This is a genomic window from Kitasatospora sp. MY 5-36, assembly GCF_001182915.1.
Classification (GTDB): Bacteria; Actinomycetota; Actinomycetes; order Streptomycetales; family Streptomycetaceae; genus Kitasatospora.
The window spans coordinates 1-17,834 of the sequence record NZ_LFVW01000048.1; the positions used below are offsets into that span (position 1 = coordinate 1).

The following is a 17,834-nucleotide window of genomic DNA, read 5'->3' on the forward strand; positions in this document are numbered from 1 at the left end:
GCCTCGACGGCGGGATCGAGGACGAACAGCGGCACGACCTGGTCGGCCGCGGTGTGGGCGGCGTGCAGGACCGGGTTGTCGTGCAGCCGCAGGTCCTGGGTGAACAGGGCGATCGATACGGTCACGGGTGGGGCCTCGCAGGTGGTGCCGACGTCGGTGTCCCCAGCTTTCCACCCGGACGTCCGGAGCCGTCGGCGGTGCGACGCGGTACGACGAGGTACGACGAGGTGTGCCCACCGTGCGGCGTGGTGCGCTGGGGGCGCCGCGTGAGAGGCTCGCCCCCATGGAACAGCGCGTACTCGGCCGGACCGGCCGCCCCGTCTCGATCGTCGGACTCGGCACCTGGCAGCTCGGTGCGGACTGGGGGGATGTCCGGGAGGAGGACGCCCTCGCCGTGCTGGAGGCTTCGGTGGAGGCCGGTGTCACCCTCTTCGACACCGCCGACGTCTACGGCGACGGCCGCAGCGAGCGGCTGATCGGCCGCTTCCTGAAGGACCGCCCGGACGCCGGGGTGTTCGTCGCCACCAAGTTCGGCCGCCGGGTCGAGCAGCGGCCCGAGCACTACAACCTCGCCAACTTCCGTGCCTGGGCCGACCGTTCGCGGGACAACCTGGGGGTGGACCGGCTCGACCTGGTGCAGCTGCACTGCCCGCCGACGCCGGTCTACTCCTCGGACGAGGTGTTCGACGCCCTGGACACCCTGGTGGCGGAGGAGCGGATCGCCTCGTACGGGGTGAGCGTGGAGACCTGTGCGGAGGCGCTGACCGCGATCGCGCGCCCGAACGTCGCGAGCGTGCAGATCATCCTGAACGCGTTCCGGCTCAAGCCGTTGGAGCGGGTGCTGCCGGCCGCCGAAGCGGCCGGGGTGGGCATCCTCGCCCGGGTGCCGCTGGCCTCGGGGCTGCTGTCCGGCCGGTACGACGAGCACACCGTCTTCGCGGCGGACGACCACCGCACGTACAACCGGCACGGCGAGTCCTTCGACCAGGGGGAGACCTTCTCCGGGGTGGACTTCGCGACGGGCGTCGAGGCGGCGGCGGAGTTCGCCGGGTTCGCGCCCGAGGGGGTGAGTTCGGCGCAGGCGGCGCTGCGCTGGGTCACCCAGCAGCCGGGGGTGACGACGGTGATCCCCGGGGCGCGCAACGTGGCGCAGGCCCGGGCCAACGCGGCGGCCGCCGACTCGGCGCCGCTCCCGCCGGCCACCCTGGCCGCCGTGCGCGAGCTGTACGACCGGCGGATCCGGGCGCAGGTGCACGGCCGCTGGTGACCGGAAGCGGCGGCGGGCGCCGGTGAGGGGGCGGCGGCGTCAGGGCCGTCCGCCCCGCTGCCCGCTGTCCCGTCGCTCCTGCTCCCGCCGCTCCCCGTCCTGCTGCTCTCCGTCCCGTTGGGCCCGGGCCGGGGTGCGGTCGCCCTCCCCGGACCCGCGTCGGCGTAGGAACCACCAGACGGCGAGGGAGACGACGACGAGCGCGCCGATCACCAGGGCGAGGACCCGGCCGACGGTGCCCTCGACCCGGGCGTAGGCGGCTCCGGCGAAGTAGCCGAGCAGGGTGAACCCGACGCCCCAGAGGAGCCCGCCGAGGGCGTTGAACAGGACGAAGCGGCGGTAGGGCATCCGGGACATGCCGGCCAGGGTGGGCACCATGGCGCGGAAGAAGGCGACGAATCGGCCGAAGAAGACGGCGGCCGGCCCGCGCCGGCGGATCAGCTCCTGCGCCTGGTCGACCCGGTTGGCGTGGCGCCGCATCGGGCGGGTGTCGAGGATCCTCGGGCCGAGGTGGCGGCCGATCTCGTAGCCGGCGGTGTCGCCGAGGACGGCCGCGCAGACCACGGCCAGGACGAGCCAGCCGACCGGGGCCCTGCCCTGGTGGGCGAGGAACCCGCCGAGGACGGCGGCGGTCTCGCCGGGGAGGAAGAAGCTGAAGAAGAGGGCGTCCTCGGCGAACACGAGGGCCGCGACGACCACGCACACGACCGGGCCGGACAGGCCGCTCAGCCAGTCGGTGATCGAGTGCATCGGCCACCCCGTTCGGGATCGGCGCCCCTCTCCGCTCCAATGTAGTGCCTGCCGCCCGTCGGGGGCGCGGGGCGAGGTCGGCCGTCATGGCCGCCCCGATCCGGACCGGGGTGGCCACGTGGCCTACCGGTAGGCGGGTGCCGGGCGGTCCGGGGCCGGGACCCGCGCGTCGCACCGGCCGCCGAGCCCTCGCGCGGCGCGCTTCACAGGTCGTTCCAGAACGAGCTGAGCAGGCCGGCCGTCTCCTCGGTGCGCTCGATCTGCGGCAGGTGACCGGTTCGCGGGAAGAGGTGGGTACGTGCCCGGGGCAGGGCGGACGCGGCGTTGACGAGATGGCGGGCGGGGAGGATGCGGTCGTGGGTCCCCCAGACGACCAGCGTCGGGATGTCGAGCGCCGAGACCTCCGTCAGCAGCTCCGTCCGCCAGCCGGGATGTACGCCGCGCCAGGAACCGAGCTCGCGGGCCACCTGCCGCAGCGTGCGGGCGGCTCCTTCGCGGCGGGCGAGGGCGAGTGCGGCGGCTGTCCGTTCGGGGGTCGCGAAGGCCGGATCGTGGAAGAGGGAACGCTCCGCGAACTGTGCGTTCCCCTCGGTGGGGCGCAGGAGAAAGCGCCAGAGCAGCGGCGGGTCGAGGACCCGTAGCGCCCAGGTGACCTCGCGGCCGAACCCGGCGCTGTTGAGCAGTGCCAGCGAGGACACGCGCGCGGGGGCCTGGACGGCGAGCCGCATCGCGATGGCACCGCCGAGGGAGTTGCCGACCACGTGGACGGCGGAGGTGAGGCCGAGTCGGTCGAGTGCCCGCTCGACGTGCCCGGCCAGTGCGGGGAGCCGGCAGTCCGGCAGGGGCTGGGAGCGGCCGAACCCCGGGACGTCGATCGCGATGAGCCGGTGGCCGGGCAGGGCCGCCTGGAGCGGTGCCCAGTCCGCCAGGCTGCGGTCCAGACCGTGCAGCAGGAGCACCGGGGGGCCGCTGCCCGTCGCGGCGTAGCGGACGGTGCGTCCCGCGACGTCGATGACGTCGGTGGGGGGTGTGGTGGCCGTCTCTGGTGGCATGTTCTGTCTCCTGGGTCGCGGTTCACGGGGCCGGGGTCACGTCGATGACCACGCCGTCGCGGGGGCCGTCGTCGCCGGGAAGGTCGGGCACGTGGCGTGCCAGGTCGAGGAAGAAGCGGTCGGCGTCGATGGCCGTCTCCGGCGGGTGGACGCCGGGGCGGCCACCGGTGCCGTCCAGCAGTTGCGCGAGCCCCAGTGCCAGGGGCAGGCCGGTCGCCTCCGCCATGTCGTCGATCAGCGCCGAGGCGCCGGGCGTGTCGGCGAGCCGGGCCAGGACGGTGACGCGGCGGCCGTCGCGGGTGCCCGTGGCGGCGGCGAAGAACGGTGGCAGTGACCCGGGTCCCTTGCGGGTCATGGCACCCGCGGTGGCCCGCAGCGCGCGGCCCACCGTGGGCTTGGCGAGTGCGGCCGCCGCGGTCTCGTTGGTGAGTCTTCCGGCGTCGATGTCGCGGCGCAGGACGTCGAGGTAGGCGAGTGTGCCCGGGGTGACGACCATGAGGTTGGCGGCCTCGCCGGCCGGTCGGAAGCTGCGGTGCAGGGTGACCGGCTCGGGGTGGCCGACGGTGTAGGCCGTGCCGGTGCGTCCGGCGGACACGGAGAGCGCGACCGGCTGGAGCGGCCGCCGGTGGACGAGCCGTCCGCCGCTGACCATCGCGACCTTCCCGCTGATCTGCTCCATCCAGTGCACGGCGGCCGCGCTGGGGCGCCCGTCGGGGTCGCTGAGCTGCTCGTCGTCCCCACCGCTGCCGGAGACGTCGACGGGCCAGGCGGTGTACAGGTCCTGGACCTGGTCCAGGTGCCGGACGGCACGTGTGGCCAGCAGATTGCTGACACCGGGGCTGGCGCCCATGCCCACCACCGCACGGACCCCGGCGGCCCGGGCCTCCTCGTCCAGGCCGAGCATCCGCAGGGTCGGGTCCCAGTCGTCGCAGATGTCCAGGTAGTGGGTGCCGGTCGCGATCGCGGCCCGCAGCACGGTCAGGCCGAAGCGGTAGTACGGGCCGACGGTGTTGAGGACGGCGTCCGCGCCCTCCAGGGCGGCGTGCAGGGCGCGGCCGTCGGTGACGTCCACCGTCAGCGCCCGCATCGGCGCGCCACCCGTGCCGCCCTCGTCGAGCCGGCGCACCAGTGTCCGGGCCGCCTCCGGGTTCCGGTCGGCCACGACGATCTCGGTGACGCCGGTGAGTCCGGCGGCCACGCGTACCGCCACGGCGCCCATCGCTCCGGGGCCTCCGAGAGCCAGAATCCTCATTCGCCACTCCATCTATCGTGAGAGTTACGATCGTTATGTCTACGATAGCATTCGGTTCGAACAGTCTTCGGCCGGAGGGGAACCATGACCGACCCGCACACCACGAGCCCGGCCCCGCGCGAAGCGGCCGGCGCCTCGCCCGGACACGTGTCCGTCGTCATCGTCGGCGCGGGATTCGCGGGCCTCGGCACGGCCATCCGGCTGCTGCGGGAGGGCCACCGCGACCTGCTGCTCCTGGAGCGGGCCGACGAGGTCGGCGGCACCTGGCGGGACAACGCCTATCCCGGCTGCGCCTGTGACGTGCCCTCGCGCCTGTACTCGTTCTCGTTCGCACCCAACCCCGCCTGGAGCAGGCGCTTCGCGCCCCAGGAGGAGATCGACCGGTACCTGAAGCACTGCGTCGGCCGGTACGGCCTGGCGCCCCACCTGCGGCTCGGCTGCGAACTGCGCCGCGCCACCTGGGACGCCGAGCGGCTGCGCTGGGAGCTGGACACCAGCACCGGACCGCTCAGCGCCGGGCTGCTGGTGATGGCCCAAGGGCCCCTCTCGGAGCCGGCCGTCCCCGCGCTGCCCGGCCTGGCCGGCTTCACCGGGGAGGCGTTCCACTCCGCCGGGTGGCGGCACGACCTGGACCTGTCGGCCAAGCGGGTGGGCGTGATCGGCACCGGCGCGAGCGCCGTCCAGTTCGTCCCCCACCTGCAGCGCACGGCCCGGCAGGTGACCGTCTTCCAGCGCACTCCGTCATGGATCGCCCCGCGCCGGGACCGGCCGGTACCGGCGTGGCAGCACCGCCTGTTCCAGCTGTCCCCGACGGCGCAGCGACTGGCGCGGGGCTGGGAGTACCTGGCACGGGAGGCGACGCTGCCGGCCCTGCTCGGCAACCGCGCCATGTCCGAGCTGGGGCGTCGGGAGGCCCTGGCCCACCTGCACCGCCAGGTCGAGGACCCCGAGCTGAGGTCCAAGCTGACCCCGGACTACGCGCTGGGCTGCAAGCGGGTCCTGCTCTCCGACGACTACTACCCGGCACTGGTGCAACCCAACGTCCGCGTCGTCACCGACCCGATCGCGAGCATCGGACCGGACACGGTCCTCACCACCCCGCGCGGAGGCACTCCGGCCGCGTCCGCCGGCACCGCATCCGCCGGCACCGCGCATCCGGTGGACGTCCTGGTCTTCGGAACCGGATTCCGGGTCACCGACGCCTCCTACGCGAAGCACGTCATCGGCAGTGACGGACGGTCCCTGGACGAGGTCTGGCAGGGCAGCCCGCAGGCACACCTCGGCACGACCGTCGCGGGATTCCCCAACCTGTTCCTGATGGCGGGACCCAACACGGGCGTGGGACACACCAGCCTCATCCACATGATCGAGTCGCAGATCAACTACCTCCTCAGCACCCTGCGGCTGATGCGGAGCCGCGGTCTGGGCTCCGTGGACGTGCGCGCGGAGGCGCAGCACGCGTACAACGCCGAACTGGAGGAGCGGATGGCCCCCACGGTCTGGGCCGCGGGCGGCTGTTCCGGCTGGTACCAGGACCGCACGGGCCGTGTCACCACCATCTGGCCCGCGTCGACCTGGCGGTTCCGCCGCCGGACCCGGGCCATCGACCCGGACGAGTACGTCCTGACGGCGCCGCGCGTCGCCCCGGACCGGTCCGGCTCCGACGGGCCCGTCCGCGCGGGCGCCGGTGAAGCGCAGCCGGGGTCATGACGGGTTCACACCGCCGCCGGGCGAACGGCTGTGCCCGCGGCCACCGGAGACTCCTGTCCTGGGAGACGTCGGTGGCCGCGCCCCGTACCCCCGCCGCCCGGCTCGTCGCCTTCGAGGCGTCGAGCACCCTGCTCTTCGCGGTGCCGATGCTGGTGGTCACCACGTCAGGCCTACCCAGCGTGCCCGAATGGGCCCAGTTGCTGGGGCTCGCCCTGCTCCTCACGATGATCGCGGCGCTGGTGCACACGTGTCGGCTGACCACTGCCGAGGGGCTGCGGCTGGTCACCGGTGAGGCCGCCGAGCAGGGCGAGCGGGCGGCCGGACGGCTGCGCCAACAGGCCGGAGCGGAGCGGCGGTTGGCGTGGCTGCTGGTCCTGTATCCGGCGGTGCTGGCGGTCCTGCTGCCCGTCCCCGACACCTGGGTGCGTTTCTGGTTCTGGTCCACGGTGCTGCTCGGCCTCTCCGCGATGCTCTCGCTCGGCTCGCTGCTGCGCGGCGCGGGCCACCCGGACCGCCGGCACGGAGGGACTTCCGACGCCCCTGATCCGACGCCCCCTAATTCGGTTGACCCGGTCGCGCGGCCGCGCTGAACTTCGGGGGGCGCCGCACGAAGTGGCGCGGGCAACACGGGGAGGCAGCAGCACCACATGGAGATCCGTTCCACGACCGACCAGGACCTCGACGCGTTCGTCGCCACCTTCCACACCGCGCTGGGGCGCTTCTCGGACGCCCCCGGCGCGGACGGCGGCGGGGTCTGGTGGGCTGCGACCGAGATGGACCGCAACCTGCTCGCCGTGGCGGCGGACGGGCGGCCCGTCGGCACCGCCGGTGCGTACACCTTCGAACTCACCCTGCCCGGGCAGGTCGTCGTCCCGACCTCCGGGGTGACGGCCGTCGGCGTCCTGCCCACCCACCGGCGCCAGGGCGTGCTCACCGCGATGATGCGGCACCAGCTCGCCGAGCTGCGGGGCCGGGGAGAGTTCCTGTCGGTGCTGCTGGCCTCCGAGGCCGGGATCTACGGCCGGTTCGGCTACGGCCCGGCGACGTACACCCAGCGGCTGACGGTGCAGCGCCACCAGGCCGCCTTCGCCGCGCCCCGGGCGGCGCGGTCGGCGGCCGGGGCTCAGGCGGGCGGCTCGGTCGAGCTGTTCAAGCGGGCCGACTGCGGGTGGATCCTCGAGGAGGTCTACGACCGCTACCGCCGCGCCCAGCCCGGCGCGCTGTCCCGGCCGCGCCGCTGGTGGGAGCTGGGCGCGGGCCAGGTGCCGACCGCCCCGACGGCGCGCCACGTCGCCGTCCACCGGGACGCCGACGGAACGCCGGACGGGTACGCCAGCTACTCGATGGACGGGGACACCCTGACGGTCGACGAGACCATCGCCGTCGACGACGCCGGCTACACCGACCTCGCCCGGTTCGTGCTCGGCCACGACCTGGCCGCCCAGGTCGTGCTCAAGCACGTCCCGGCGGAGCACCCGCTGCGCTGGCAGCTGGAGGACTTCCGCGCCGTCCAGCCGGGCGGCGAGACCGACTGGCTCTGGGTACGGCTGCTGGACGTCCCGCGCGCGCTGACCTCGCGTGGCTGGTTCACGGACGGCGAGCTCGTCCTGGACGTCGACGACCCGTTCCTCGGCGAGCACCACCGCCACCTGCTGACCGTCCGGGACGGGAAGGCCGAGTGCGTCCCGACCGACCGGGAGCCGGACCTCTCCCTGGACATCCGGGACTTGGGCGCGGTCTACCTCGGCGGCACCGCCCCGAGCGCGCTCGTCCGGGCCGGGCACGTCCTGGCCCACCGCCCCGGCGCGGCCGCCCTCGCCGACGCCCTGTTCCGCGCCGAGCGCACGCCGCACTGCCTGCACTGGTTCTGATCCGGCGGCCGCCACCCGCGACAGACACCGAACGCCGGTCCCCGCCCTGGTTGGGCGGGGACCGGCGTTCGGCTTTTCCGGAGCGGGACACCCAGAACCGCTCGTGGGGGCGCACCGGTTGCCCTCAGGGACCAGCCCGGTTGCCCTCAGGGGCAGATCACAGCAGGTTACGGGCGGGTCGGTTTGGTTCGGACGGGTGCACGATGCAACAGTGTCCGTCGGGTATTGACATGGTCACGAGACGTGAGGGGGACGTGGGGGAGGAGCGGGAAATTCGGAGACGAACGGCCTGGAAACGCTCAGTTTCCTTGCCGGATGTCGCTCAGAGTCCCGCTGACGTTGAGGAGTTCGTGGCACGTGGGCGCCTGCTTGCCCGAGGCCGGGGTGCCCGGCACCTCGCAGGTCACGTTCGCGGTCACGGCCTGGTCCTCGGGGACCTGGAGGGGAGTCACCCAGTGGTAGTCCTGGTTGCGGAAGGTCTCCAAGGCGATCGTGGTGATGGTCGTGTTGCCGGCCATGATGGTCACCAGCCCCTGGTCGCCCTGGAAGTTGGCGACCACGAGGTCGGTGATGTCGAAGACCTTGCCGTGCGGCACCTGGTAACTGCCGGTCGTGGCGGCTCCGGTCGCGGTCACGACGTCGATCGCGGCGGAGCTCTGCTGGCCGGTCCCCGGCACCGCCAGGCCGCCCGGACCGCCCTGGCTGCCCGGGCCGGTGGTCGGCTTCCCGGCGCCCGGCTTGGTCTGGCCGCCCGGGGTGCTCCCGCTGCCGGGGCTGCCCGGTGTGTCACCGGCCGGAACGCCGGCGGAGGGGGCCGGGGTGGCGATCTGCTGGGCGACGACCTTCTCGGCCGCCTGCTTGGCGGAGCTGCGCACCGCCGGGCGGACCAGGGCGAACCAGGCCAGCAGCAGCGCGATCAGCGCCGCCAGCAGTGCGAGCAGCCACTTCGGGAAGATCGGCAGCTGGAGGAACTCGCCGTCCAGCGGCGGCTTCTGGACGGGCGGCTGCGCGGTGCCCGGTGCGGCCTCCGGCGCCTTCTCCTCCTTCGCGTCCTTGCCGTCCCTGCCGGGCTTGCCGTCCTTCGCGTCCTTGCCGTCCGCCCGCTCCTCCGGGCCCACCGTCACCTCGAACGGCCAGGTCGCCTGCTTGCCGAACCAGATCAGCTTGCGGGTGCGCGCCTGCACCCGCACCTCGCCGGACTCGCCGGGCTCCAGCCGCAGCTTCTCCGGCGTGACCCGGAACCGCAGGTCCTCACCGGCCTGCCCCGGAGTGAACGTCACACCGGTCGGCGCGTTGCCGAGGTTGCGCACCGAGGCCCGGTAGCGCCCGCGCAGCCAGCCGCGGCGACGGCGCGGGGCCAGCGCGGCCTGAAGCTCCTGGAACGGCGTCACGGTGACCGTGGCCTCCGGCACCGTCACCAGGTCGGGGCGCTCGACCGGCAGCACCCGGATGCCGAGCGGGAACTCGCCGGCCCGGGTGGCGGGGGAGCGCGGCGGGGCCAGCCGGACCGTCACGGTCTCGGACGTCCCCGGGTACAGCGAGACCCGGGCCGGCTCCACCTTCGTCCAGCCGGCACAGTCGCCGACCACCTCGAACGTGTAAGCCTCGACGATGTCGAGGTCGTTGCGGACCGTCAGGGTCGTGGTGGCCACGCCACCGGGGGCCACCGTGAGTGCTGGCAGGCCGAGTTCGGCGGATGTGGTCATAGCGTGACGGTAGGGCCGTACCGCGCCGGAGAAGAGGGCCGTACGGGCAAGCTGGGGGCCACACCCCTTGCCCGTACGGACCGACCGGAGACCCCGCCCGGTCCCGTCGCGGGCCCGGCCCGGCTCCACGTGACCCGCCCCCAAGCCCCCGGCCGGCACCGCCCCGCGGTGCCCGGCCGTCACCCTCGCAGGCACTTGCAGAATGGAGCAGTTCGATGACGTCGACCGATACAACCCGTGAGGAAGTCGTCACAGCCCGCCGCGCCACGGTGGCACCGAAGCCCGCCGGCGCCGCCGTCCCGCGCGTACCCGCCCAACTGCGCGGCAGGCCCAGCCAGGTGCGGGTGGCGGTCTACGCGGAGGACCTCATCCTGCAGACCGGCGTGGTGCAACAGCTGCGCCAGCGGCCCGAGGTCGTCCTGCTGAACGAGAGCGAGGCCGGGCAGGCCGAGGTCTCCCTGCTGGTGGTCGACGCGTTGACGGAGACGGTGACCGAACACCTGCGGCGGCTGCGACTCGCGACCACCGGCCGGATAGGCCTGGTGGTGGGGCACTTCGAGGCCGGCGGGCTGCAGACCATCGTGGAGAACGGGGTCGCCGCCGTGCTGCGCCGCTCGGAAGCCGACCAGGACCGGCTGGTGAACCTCATCACCGCGCTGGCCAACGGGGAGGGCGTGATGCCGGGCGACCTGCTCGGCGAACTGCTCGACCGGATCGGCATCCTCCAGCGCACCATGCTCGACGGGCGCGGCCTGACCCTCTCGACGTTAACGGCTCGGGAAGCGGAGATGCTGAAGCTGGTCGCGGAGGGCTTCGACACCAGCGAGATCGCCGCCAAGACGTCGTACTCGGAGCGCACGGTGAAGAACGTGCTGCACGAGATCATCACCCGCCTCGGCCTCCGCAACCGGGCCCACGCGGTGGGGTACGCCATGCGGCGCGGCCTCATCTAGCGGCAATGACGGTGCCCCGCCCGGGCGGGCGGGGCACCGCGTGGAGCGGAGGAGTTCACGCGGGGGACATGACCTCGTAGAGATTCCCGGCGTCGTCGGTGAAGTACAGCCCGCGAGGGCACAACGGGTGGTCGATGCGGCCGTTGCCGGGCTCACGGGGATCGTCGCCGAAGGGCACCTCGGCCTCGCGGAGCCGGGCGAGGATCCCGTCGAAGGAGGCCGGGTCCACGTCGAAGGCCAGATGATGGCCGACCGGGTCCTCGACGGTCATGAAGTCCAGGGTGAGGGAGTCGTTGACCCGCACCGGCGCGAAGTGCCGGTCGGCGCCCTGGTAGTCGAGGCCCATGACAGAGGCGAAGAAGAGGGCTGCCGCCTCGTTGTCGACAGCCGGAACGATGGTGTGGTTCAGGGATATGGGCATGTGAGCCTGCTTCTCTATTCGGTGATCAGAGCAGCCCGAAGTCGAACTCTCCGGTGGCGACGGCGGCGATGAAGGAGGAGTGGGCCGCGCGGTCGAAGGCCAGGGCGGGGCCGGAAGGGTCCTTCGAGTCGCGGACTGCTACAGCCTCAGGGAGGAGGGCGTATTCGACACAGTTCTCGTTGCCGCCGCTGTAGCTCGACTTCCGGAAGGGGAAGCCAGTCGCGGCGGCATTGGAGTAGTGGGTCACTTGATCCGTTCTCTCTGTGCGGTGATGAACTCGAGCGAGGAGCCGACAGAAAGCGCTTCAGCCGTGATCTCCTGGAACTTCGCCCGATAGAGCTCGACATCGGCCGGGTCCTCGACCCAGAAACCGGCCAGCAGGCCTTCGACGAACACGACGTCGAGGTCCTTCCGTTGAGGGAATCCGAGCAGAGCGAACGCACCGCTCATGCCCGGGTGTATTGCCGCACCCGATGGCATCACCTGGATGTTGACGTTCGCCAGCCGGCTCAGGGTGAGCAGCTTGTCGAGTTGTGGGCCCATGACGTCGGGACGATCCGCGATGGCTCGGAGCGCGGCTTCGTGGATGACCGCCCAGACCTCGACGGGGTTCGGGCGGGTCAGGATGGACTGCCGTGCCATGCGGACCTGCACCAGATCGTCAACCGTGCCGCCGTTGGTGGTCCGGAGCCGGTCGATGACCAGCCGGGCGTATTCGGCAGTCTGGAAGAGCCCCGGAATGAAGGCGGGTTCGTAGGTCTTGAAGGTCGAAGCCTCGGTTTCGAGCATGATCAGGTCGGTCGCGGACACGTTGATCACGTCGCGGTAGCTCAGCCACCAGCCGCGCTTGCTGCCGTCCTTCGTGATGGCGATCAGGCCGGCGCGGAACTCCTCGTCGTGGCAGCCGTAGTGGTCGAGGAGCTTGTTGACGTCCTCGATCTTGGCAGCTGAGCGGGCGTTCTCGATCCTGTTCAGTTTGGCCAGGCTCATGCCCGTGGCGTCAGCTGCTGCGTCCGCAGCGATCATCGCTTGCTCGCGGAGCCTTCGCAGTTCCTCACCCAGCCGACGACGGCGAACGGTTGATACCGCCATGCGATGCCCCTCCTGACCTCTCGGTGGACCAGTCTGCCCTTGCTGATCGCATAGGCGCTACCGACAACAGACAGAGAGTGGCACCGAATTCGGGTTCGATGTGAGATTTTGCAGATTAGTTGAGCCAGCTTGCACATGTGATGGCTCTCACGTCATGCTGAGTGTAGCTGGCCGCATGCCCTGCGTGACCAATCCTGGTAGGCGGCTGCGTTTTTCCGTCATGCCATCGCTTCGATCGAGCGTTTGGTCGATCGAAGGTCATCTCTGAAGCCCTCTCGGAGGTTTCATCGTGTTCCCCCACGAAATCCCCCCTGACTGGTCGGCCGCGCGCGAAGAGTTGCGCGAGCTCACGGCGCGCGCCGGGTGGGACGCCGACCTGGTCGCCGATGCCGAGGTCGCGCTCCTCGAACTGTTCGTCAACGCCTGGCGCCACGGCGGCAGTGCGGCGCCGCTCGTCGTCATCGCGCTGCTCGACCACGTGCTCCGGGTCTCCGTCAGCGACGGCAACCCCATCGTCCCGATCCAGCGGGACGGCTCCGACCTCCTCGCCGTCTCCGGCCGGGGCCTGCGTCTCGTCCGCTCGCTCACCGACCGCTTCGGCACGGAGTCCCGCAAATCGGGCAAATCCGTCTGGTTCGAGCTGGACGCCGCCGCGTGACCGCCGACCACCGCCGCCCGACCGGGCCGGCCGACGCGATCATGCGCACCTACACCGAGCCGGAGGTCGCCTCCCTGCTCGACGAACTCCAGGAGCGGGGCCGCAAGTTCGGCCTCCTCTGGCCCGGCGCGGCCACGGATCACGTGGGGGTCGACGGCCGCGTCTCGGTCCGTTTCGGCATGGCTCCCGCCAGTACCGTGCTCAACCTCCTCGCGATCCTCCGGCACTACGACAGGACCGAGGCCCCGTGCGACTCCTGATCGACCTCGCCCTTCCCCTTCTCCTGCTCCTCGCCATCGCCGTCGTCGGCCTCGGCGCGGTCGCCGTCCTGCGGATGCCCCACCGCCCGGATGAACGCGCCGCAACTCCCAGCCCTGGCCGAGACCGCCAACCGGTGGCCTGAAGCCCCACTCGCCCACGCCGCCCGGCCGGACCCGCCGGGCGGCGTGGGCGTACGCGCAGGAAGTCGGCCCGGCCGACTTCCTGCGCATGGTGCTGCTCGGGCCGAACTCGGAATGCCGGTCGTCCAGTTGTCGTGAGGCCCAGCCGGTAGGTTCTCGGATCCTGTGCCAGTTCCTGACCATGCTGGGCGGGGGCGGGGCATCGCCTTTCTATGGCCTGCTGCCTTTGCAGTCATGTCGGCTCTTCACGATGGACCCCCACGGGGAGCCCGGCCGCCCTCGGGGGTTCACGTTCGCCGGTGGCCCATCTCACCGAAGTGACCTGTTCCTGCACATCATCGAGGCGGGGTGCTCCGACCTGGTGCTTCTCGGCATCACAGGTCCCCTGGCGGGCCGCGTCGTCACCGGAAACGCTGACGGCTTCTGGGGCCCCAACGTCTCGTCGGCCACGGACTTCCTGGCCTGGCACGAACGCTGGCTCGACCACATGCTCGCCGGACGCGACAACCGCAACCTGGAACTGACCTCACCCGCCCTGAGAGCGCCGGTCGACCGCATCGAGAGGCGGCACCGCGATCGCGAGGATCTGTCACAACTGTGAGGATCCGAAGCTGCGCCATCCGGCCGAGACCGGGGGCGGAGTCACAGGTCGCATGGTTGCCCGTATGACACGGAGGCCGAGAACCTTCACAACCATGACGGCCGGGCCGGGTCGCGACCGTACGGACCGGAGGGCTCCGAGCTCTACTGGGCCGACCCGGCCGCGGTGCCGGGATTCTGGACGTGCTGCTTGAGGAAGAGGGCCGCGCGGTCCAGCGCCTGGTCGGCCTCGTCGAGCACGCCGGCGAAGGACTGGAACACGTGGGGTACGTCGGCGGTGATGTCGAGGACCACGTCCACTCCGGCCGCGCGGGCGCGGGCGGCGATGCGGGTGGAGTCGTCCAGGAGCAGTTCGTTGGTGCCCGCCTGGAGGAGCATCGGCGGGAAGCCCGTCAGGTCGGCGAGGACGGCGGGGCTGAGCAGGGGCTGGTGCGGGTCGGCTCCCGCGAGGTACATGGCCCCGGTGTGTTCCAGGTTCTCGCGGGTGAAGATCGGGGCGATGCCCGCCTTGGTGTCCATGCTCTCGCCCGTCCTGGTGGCGTCGAGGCCGGGGGAGAAGGCCACGATCGCGGCGGGCAGCGGGAGGCCGGCGTCGCGGGCGGCGAGGCAGGTGGTGACGCTGAGGCCGCCCCCGGCGGAGTCCCCGGCGAACGCGATGCTGGCAGGGTCCTCGCCGCTGTCGAGGAGGGCGCGGTAGGCGCCCAGCGCGTCCTCGATCCCGGCCGGGAACGGGTGCTCGGGGGCGAGCCGGTAGTCCAGCGAGTACGCCCTGAACCCGGTCCTGGCCACGAGGTTCCCCGTCAGCGACATCGCCGTCTCGGGGGAGCCGAACACCCAGCCGCCGCCGTGGAAGTACAGGATCGTCCCGGTGCGTGTCCCCTCGCCCAGCTCGTCGCCCGGCTCGACGTACAGGGCCGGCCGGTCGCCGAGCGTCGTCCGCGTGGTGCGAAGGCCGTCCGGGACGATCATCCGGGCCATCAGCGCTTCGAATCCGACCCGGATCTCCTCGACCGACCGGGGGCCGTCGGGCCGGGGCTGCCGCAGCATCGCGTCGACCTGTGCGCGCTGTTCCTTGCTCATGATGGCTGCTCCTGTCGCAAGTGGCTTCTTCGGCACTATATGCCGAGGCATCTAACGTAGACTATATGCCATGGCATCTAAAGTGACCGGCGAGACGGTCGACCTCCCGAGCTTCTTCGCCGACCTCGTCCGATGCGAGACGCGCCTGTACAACGCCCTCAACGACCGTCTCCGCGAGCGGCACGGGATCGTCACGTCCCAGTTCGAGTTCCTGCGCCACCTCCGCGACCACCCCCGGGCCCGGGTGGCGGACCTGGCGGCCGAGTTCGCCGTCGGCATCGGGTCCACCAGCAAGGGCGTCGACCGCCTGGAGCGGCAGGGCTGGGTCGCCCGCGTGCCGAACCCCTCGGACCGCCGGTCGTCACTGCTGGAACTGACCGACGACGGCCGGGAGTTGGTCGACGCGGCGGAAGGGACCTTCACCGAGCGCCTGGCCGAGCTGACCGCGGACGCGCTCAAGACGTCCCCCGTGGCGGCCGCCGCGCAGGCCCTCGCGGAGCTGCGTTCCGCCCTGGAACGCGACCAGATCGGCATGCCCACGGGCTGACGCGCTCCATGGCCGGTCCGGATATTCACTGGCCGCCGCTTGCCGACGGTGGTCATACTGCCGCGATGGATCCAGTGACGCTTGAGACCGACCGTCTGCTGCTCCGGGCCTTCACGCCCGCCGACGTGGACGCGGTGTACGAGGCCTGCCAGGACAAGGACATCCAGTTCTTCACCCCGGTACCGGTGCCCTACCGGCGTACGGACGCGGAGCACCTGGTCGGCGAGCGGCTGCCCGCCCAGTGGGCGGAGGACAAGGACTACACCCTCGGCGCGTTCCGCAAGGACACCGGAGCCCTGGCCGGCCTGTACGGCCTGAGCCTCAGGCGGCGCGGTGTCTGGGAACTCGGCTACTGGGCGGTCAAGGAGCAGCGCGGACGCGGGTACTCGGTGGAGGCCGCCCGGGCCCTGTGCGACTGGGGCTGGGCCACGATCGACGTGCACCGCATCGAGTGGTGGGCCATGGTCGGGAACACCGGCTCGCGTGCCGTCGCCGAGAAGCTCGGCTTCACCGTCGAGGGGACCCTGCGCAACCGTGACTACGCCAACGACGGCCAGCCGCACGACTGGTGGGTGGGCGGACTGCTGAGGCCCTGACACCCGGGCGGCGGTGTGTTCTGACGGTGCGCCAGGATGGCCGCATGGCAGATGAAAAGATCACCCCGCGCACCATCGCCGACCACCACCTCGACCAGGTGGCCGCACACGACCCGCTGGAGGCCGCCTGGTTGGGCCTGCACCCCGGCGACGAACGGCAGCCGGACCTCTCCCCGGAAGGGTTCGAGGCACTCGCCGACATCGCCCGGCGCACCCTCCGTACGCTCGACACCGCACCCGCCACCGAGGATCCCGCCGACCGGGCCTGCGCCCGGCTGCTGCGGGAGCGTCTCACCGCCGAACTCGCCCTGCACGACGCGGGCGAGAACTTCCGCCAGCTGCGCAACATCGGCGCGCACGTGCACCACGTGCGGGAGATCTTCACCTACATGCCGACCGTCACCGACGAGGACTGGGCGGCCGTGGCCGGGCGGCTGCGCAACGTGCCCGCCGCGCTCGACGGCTACCGGGCGACGCTCACCGAGGGCATGGCCCGGGGCCTGTTCGCCGCGCCCCGCCAGGCGGCCGTGGTGATCGACCAGCTCACCGCCTGGACCGGTGAGGCCACCGACCAGCGGGCGGGCACCGGAGCCGGGTGGTTCGCCGACTTCGTCGCCCCCGGCCCCGACCGGCTGCGCGGCGACCTGGACGCGGCCGCCGGCCAGGCCACCGCCGCCGTCGCCGAGTTCCGCAGCTGGCTGCGCGACAGCTACGCCCCCGCCACCGCCGACACCCCGGACGCCGTCGGCCGGGACCGCTACCGGCTCGCCGTACGCCACCACACCGGCGCCGACGTCGACCTGGACGAGGCCTACGCCTGGGCCTGGAGCGAGTTCCACCGGACGGCCGCCGAGATGCGGGCCGAGGCAGGGCGCGTGCTGCCCGGGGCCGGCGCCCTCGACGCCATGGACCACCTGGAGCGGCACGGCCACCGGGTCGCGGGCGAGGAGGGGATCCGCGACTGGCTGCAGCAGATCATGGACGGGGCGATCGAGGCCCTCGACGGCACCCACTTCGACATCTCCGGACCGGTGCGGAAGGTGGAGTCCCGGATCGCCCCCGCCGGAAGTGCCGCGGCACCGTACTACTCCGGCCCCAGCCTGGACTTCAGCCGGCCCGGCCGCACCTACCTGCCCACGCTCGGCCGGGACGCGTTCCCGACCTGGCAGCTCGTCAGCATCTGGTACCACGAGGGCGTCCCCGGCCACCACCTTCAGCTCGCCCAGTGGGTCGCCGTCGCCGACCGGCTGAGCCGCTACCAGAGCACGCTGGGCATGGTCAGCGCCAACGTCGAGGGCTGGGCCCTGTACGCCGAGCGCCTCATGGACGACCTGGGCTTCCTCACCGACCCCGCCCACCGCCTCGGCTTCCTCGACGAGCAGATGCTGCGCACCATCCGGGTGATCATCGACATCGGCATGCACCTGGGCCTGCCGATCCCCGCCGACGCGGGCTTCCACCCCGGCGAGCGCTGGACCCCGGAGCTCGCCACGGAGTTCATGGCGACCTACAACGGCAGCCCCGCCGACATGCGCGGCAGCGAGATCGCCCGCTACCTCGGCTGGCCCGGGCAGGCCATCGGCTACAAGCTCGGCGAGCGCGCCTGGCTGGAGGGGCGGGAAGCCGCCCGCCGCAGGCAGGGCGCGGCGTTCGACCTCAAGGCCTGGCACATGAAGGCGCTGTCGCTGGGCTCGCTCGGCCTCGACGACCTGGTCGACCACCTCGCCGCGCTGTAGGCCGACGGCGGAGGCCCGCACGGGAAGTCGGCCCGGCTGACTTCCCGTGCACGGCGCCGGCGGTCTGCCCTTTGGGGACAGGAGGTGCTTCCCCCGCCAAGGGTGCCCGGGCTCTGTCCCCGGGCGCCCGGGGACAGAGCCC

Annotated in this window: 21 protein-coding genes; 12 read left to right on the top strand and 9 right to left on the bottom strand. The window is 72.3% G+C overall.

All coding sequences use genetic code 11. The features are described from left to right. Positions 1-125, bottom strand: a 125-nt coding sequence (locus AE652_RS43715; protein ID WP_159028348.1) for a deoxyribodipyrimidine photo-lyase, incomplete at its 3' end; no start/stop codon positions are given. 158 nt (positions 126-283) lie between these two features. On the opposite strand from AE652_RS43715, the gene AE652_RS04380 reads away from it, so the two are divergent. Continuing rightward, positions 284-1,267 (top strand): aldo/keto reductase, encoded by a 984-nt coding sequence (locus tag AE652_RS04380; protein WP_049649784.1) that lies wholly within the window; start codon positions 284-286, stop codon positions 1,265-1,267. Between the two features lie 39 nt (positions 1,268-1,306). Here the strand turns inward: AE652_RS04380 and AE652_RS04385 are convergent, their stop codons facing one another. The 3 genes from AE652_RS04385 to AE652_RS04395 form a co-directional block, all read right to left on the bottom strand. Continuing rightward, on the bottom strand, positions 1,307-2,017 hold the full coding sequence (locus tag AE652_RS04385) for a DedA family protein (RefSeq protein WP_082345230.1): 711 nt from the start codon (positions 2,015-2,017) through the stop codon (positions 1,307-1,309). 203 nt (positions 2,018-2,220) lie between these two features. After that, positions 2,221-3,069 carry an alpha/beta fold hydrolase gene (locus AE652_RS04390; protein ID WP_049649785.1) on the bottom strand — a complete coding sequence of 283 codons (849 nt, stop codon included), beginning with the start codon at positions 3,067-3,069 and terminating at the stop codon, positions 2,221-2,223. Positions 3,070-3,091: 22 nt separating this feature from the next. Continuing rightward, positions 3,092-4,321 carry a saccharopine dehydrogenase family protein gene (locus AE652_RS04395; protein ID WP_049649786.1) on the bottom strand — a complete coding sequence of 410 codons (1,230 nt, stop codon included), beginning with the start codon at positions 4,319-4,321 and terminating at the stop codon, positions 3,092-3,094. 84 nt (positions 4,322-4,405) lie between these two features. Between AE652_RS04395 and AE652_RS04400 the strand changes: the two genes are divergently transcribed. From AE652_RS04400 to AE652_RS04410, 3 genes are all read left to right on the top strand, one after another. Further along, entirely contained in the window at positions 4,406-6,031 is a 1,626-nt protein-coding gene (locus AE652_RS04400; protein ID WP_049649787.1) for an NAD(P)/FAD-dependent oxidoreductase, read from the top strand. A 71-nt stretch (positions 6,032-6,102) separates the two neighbouring features. Beyond that, positions 6,103-6,621, top strand: coding sequence for a hypothetical protein (locus AE652_RS04405; protein WP_049649788.1), 519 nt, complete (start codon positions 6,103-6,105; stop codon positions 6,619-6,621). 57 nt (positions 6,622-6,678) lie between these two features. After that, positions 6,679-7,902, top strand: coding sequence for a GNAT family N-acetyltransferase (locus AE652_RS04410; protein WP_049649789.1), 1,224 nt, complete (start codon positions 6,679-6,681; stop codon positions 7,900-7,902). Positions 7,903-8,201: 299 nt separating this feature from the next. Here the strand turns inward: AE652_RS04410 and AE652_RS04415 are convergent, their stop codons facing one another. Beyond that, positions 8,202-9,608, bottom strand: coding sequence for a hydrolytic protein (locus AE652_RS04415; RefSeq protein WP_199823042.1), 1,407 nt, complete (start codon positions 9,606-9,608; stop codon positions 8,202-8,204). Positions 9,609-9,823: 215 nt separating this feature from the next. Here AE652_RS04415 and AE652_RS04420 point away from each other — a divergent pair, with 215 nt between their 5' ends. After that, positions 9,824-10,561, top strand: coding sequence for a response regulator transcription factor (locus AE652_RS04420; RefSeq protein WP_082345231.1), 738 nt, complete (start codon positions 9,824-9,826; stop codon positions 10,559-10,561). A gap of 55 nt (positions 10,562-10,616) precedes the next feature. Here the strand turns inward: AE652_RS04420 and AE652_RS04425 are convergent, their stop codons facing one another. The 3 genes from AE652_RS04425 to AE652_RS04435 are packed head-to-tail and all read right to left on the bottom strand — an operon-like array spanning position 10,617 to position 12,074. Continuing rightward, positions 10,617-10,982 (bottom strand): VOC family protein, encoded by a 366-nt coding sequence (locus AE652_RS04425; protein ID WP_049649791.1) that lies wholly within the window; start codon positions 10,980-10,982, stop codon positions 10,617-10,619. Between the two features lie 25 nt (positions 10,983-11,007). Continuing rightward, entirely contained in the window at positions 11,008-11,229 is a 222-nt protein-coding gene (locus AE652_RS04430) for a DUF397 domain-containing protein (RefSeq protein ID WP_049649792.1), read from the bottom strand. Beyond that, entirely contained in the window at positions 11,226-12,074 is an 849-nt protein-coding gene (locus AE652_RS04435) for a helix-turn-helix transcriptional regulator (protein ID WP_063780053.1), read from the bottom strand. Before AE652_RS04435 ends, AE652_RS04430 begins: the two co-directional genes overlap by 4 nt. A gap of 289 nt (positions 12,075-12,363) precedes the next feature. On the opposite strand from AE652_RS04435, the gene AE652_RS04440 reads away from it, so the two are divergent. From AE652_RS04440 to AE652_RS04450, 4 genes are all read left to right on the top strand, one after another. Further along, the gene (locus AE652_RS04440; protein WP_159028349.1) at positions 12,364-12,732 is read left to right on the top strand and encodes an ATP-binding protein; all 369 of its coding nucleotides are present in this window, start codon (positions 12,364-12,366) and stop codon (positions 12,730-12,732) included. Further along, complete coding sequence (locus AE652_RS04445) at positions 12,729-12,992, top strand: hypothetical protein (protein ID WP_049649795.1); 264 nt, start codon at positions 12,729-12,731, stop codon at positions 12,990-12,992. Before AE652_RS04440 ends, AE652_RS04445 begins: the two co-directional genes overlap by 4 nt. Beyond that, positions 12,980-13,135, top strand: coding sequence for a hypothetical protein (locus tag AE652_RS46155; protein ID WP_159028350.1), 156 nt, complete (start codon positions 12,980-12,982; stop codon positions 13,133-13,135). Before AE652_RS04445 ends, AE652_RS46155 begins: the two co-directional genes overlap by 13 nt. Positions 13,136-13,221: 86 nt before the next feature. Continuing rightward, positions 13,222-13,734, top strand: a complete 513-nt coding sequence (locus tag AE652_RS04450) for a hypothetical protein (protein ID WP_053111961.1) — start codon at positions 13,222-13,224, stop codon at positions 13,732-13,734. Positions 13,735-13,877: 143 nt separating this feature from the next. Here the strand turns inward: AE652_RS04450 and AE652_RS04455 are convergent, their stop codons facing one another. Then, a complete protein-coding gene (locus AE652_RS04455) occupies positions 13,878-14,813 on the bottom strand; it encodes an alpha/beta hydrolase (RefSeq protein ID WP_049649796.1) in 936 nt (311 codons plus the stop codon). A 70-nt stretch (positions 14,814-14,883) separates the two neighbouring features. Here AE652_RS04455 and AE652_RS04460 point away from each other — a divergent pair, with 70 nt between their 5' ends. The 3 genes from AE652_RS04460 (at position 14,884) to AE652_RS04470 (ending at position 17,692) form a co-directional block, all read left to right on the top strand. Then, positions 14,884-15,360, top strand: coding sequence for a MarR family winged helix-turn-helix transcriptional regulator (locus AE652_RS04460; protein WP_049649797.1), 477 nt, complete (start codon positions 14,884-14,886; stop codon positions 15,358-15,360). A gap of 65 nt (positions 15,361-15,425) precedes the next feature. After that, a complete protein-coding gene (locus AE652_RS04465) occupies positions 15,426-15,956 on the top strand; it encodes a GNAT family N-acetyltransferase (RefSeq protein WP_049649798.1) in 531 nt (176 codons plus the stop codon). Positions 15,957-16,000: 44 nt separating this feature from the next. Then, complete coding sequence (locus AE652_RS04470; protein WP_049649799.1) at positions 16,001-17,692, top strand: DUF885 domain-containing protein; 1,692 nt, start codon at positions 16,001-16,003, stop codon at positions 17,690-17,692. Positions 17,693-17,834: the final 142 nt, after the last annotated feature.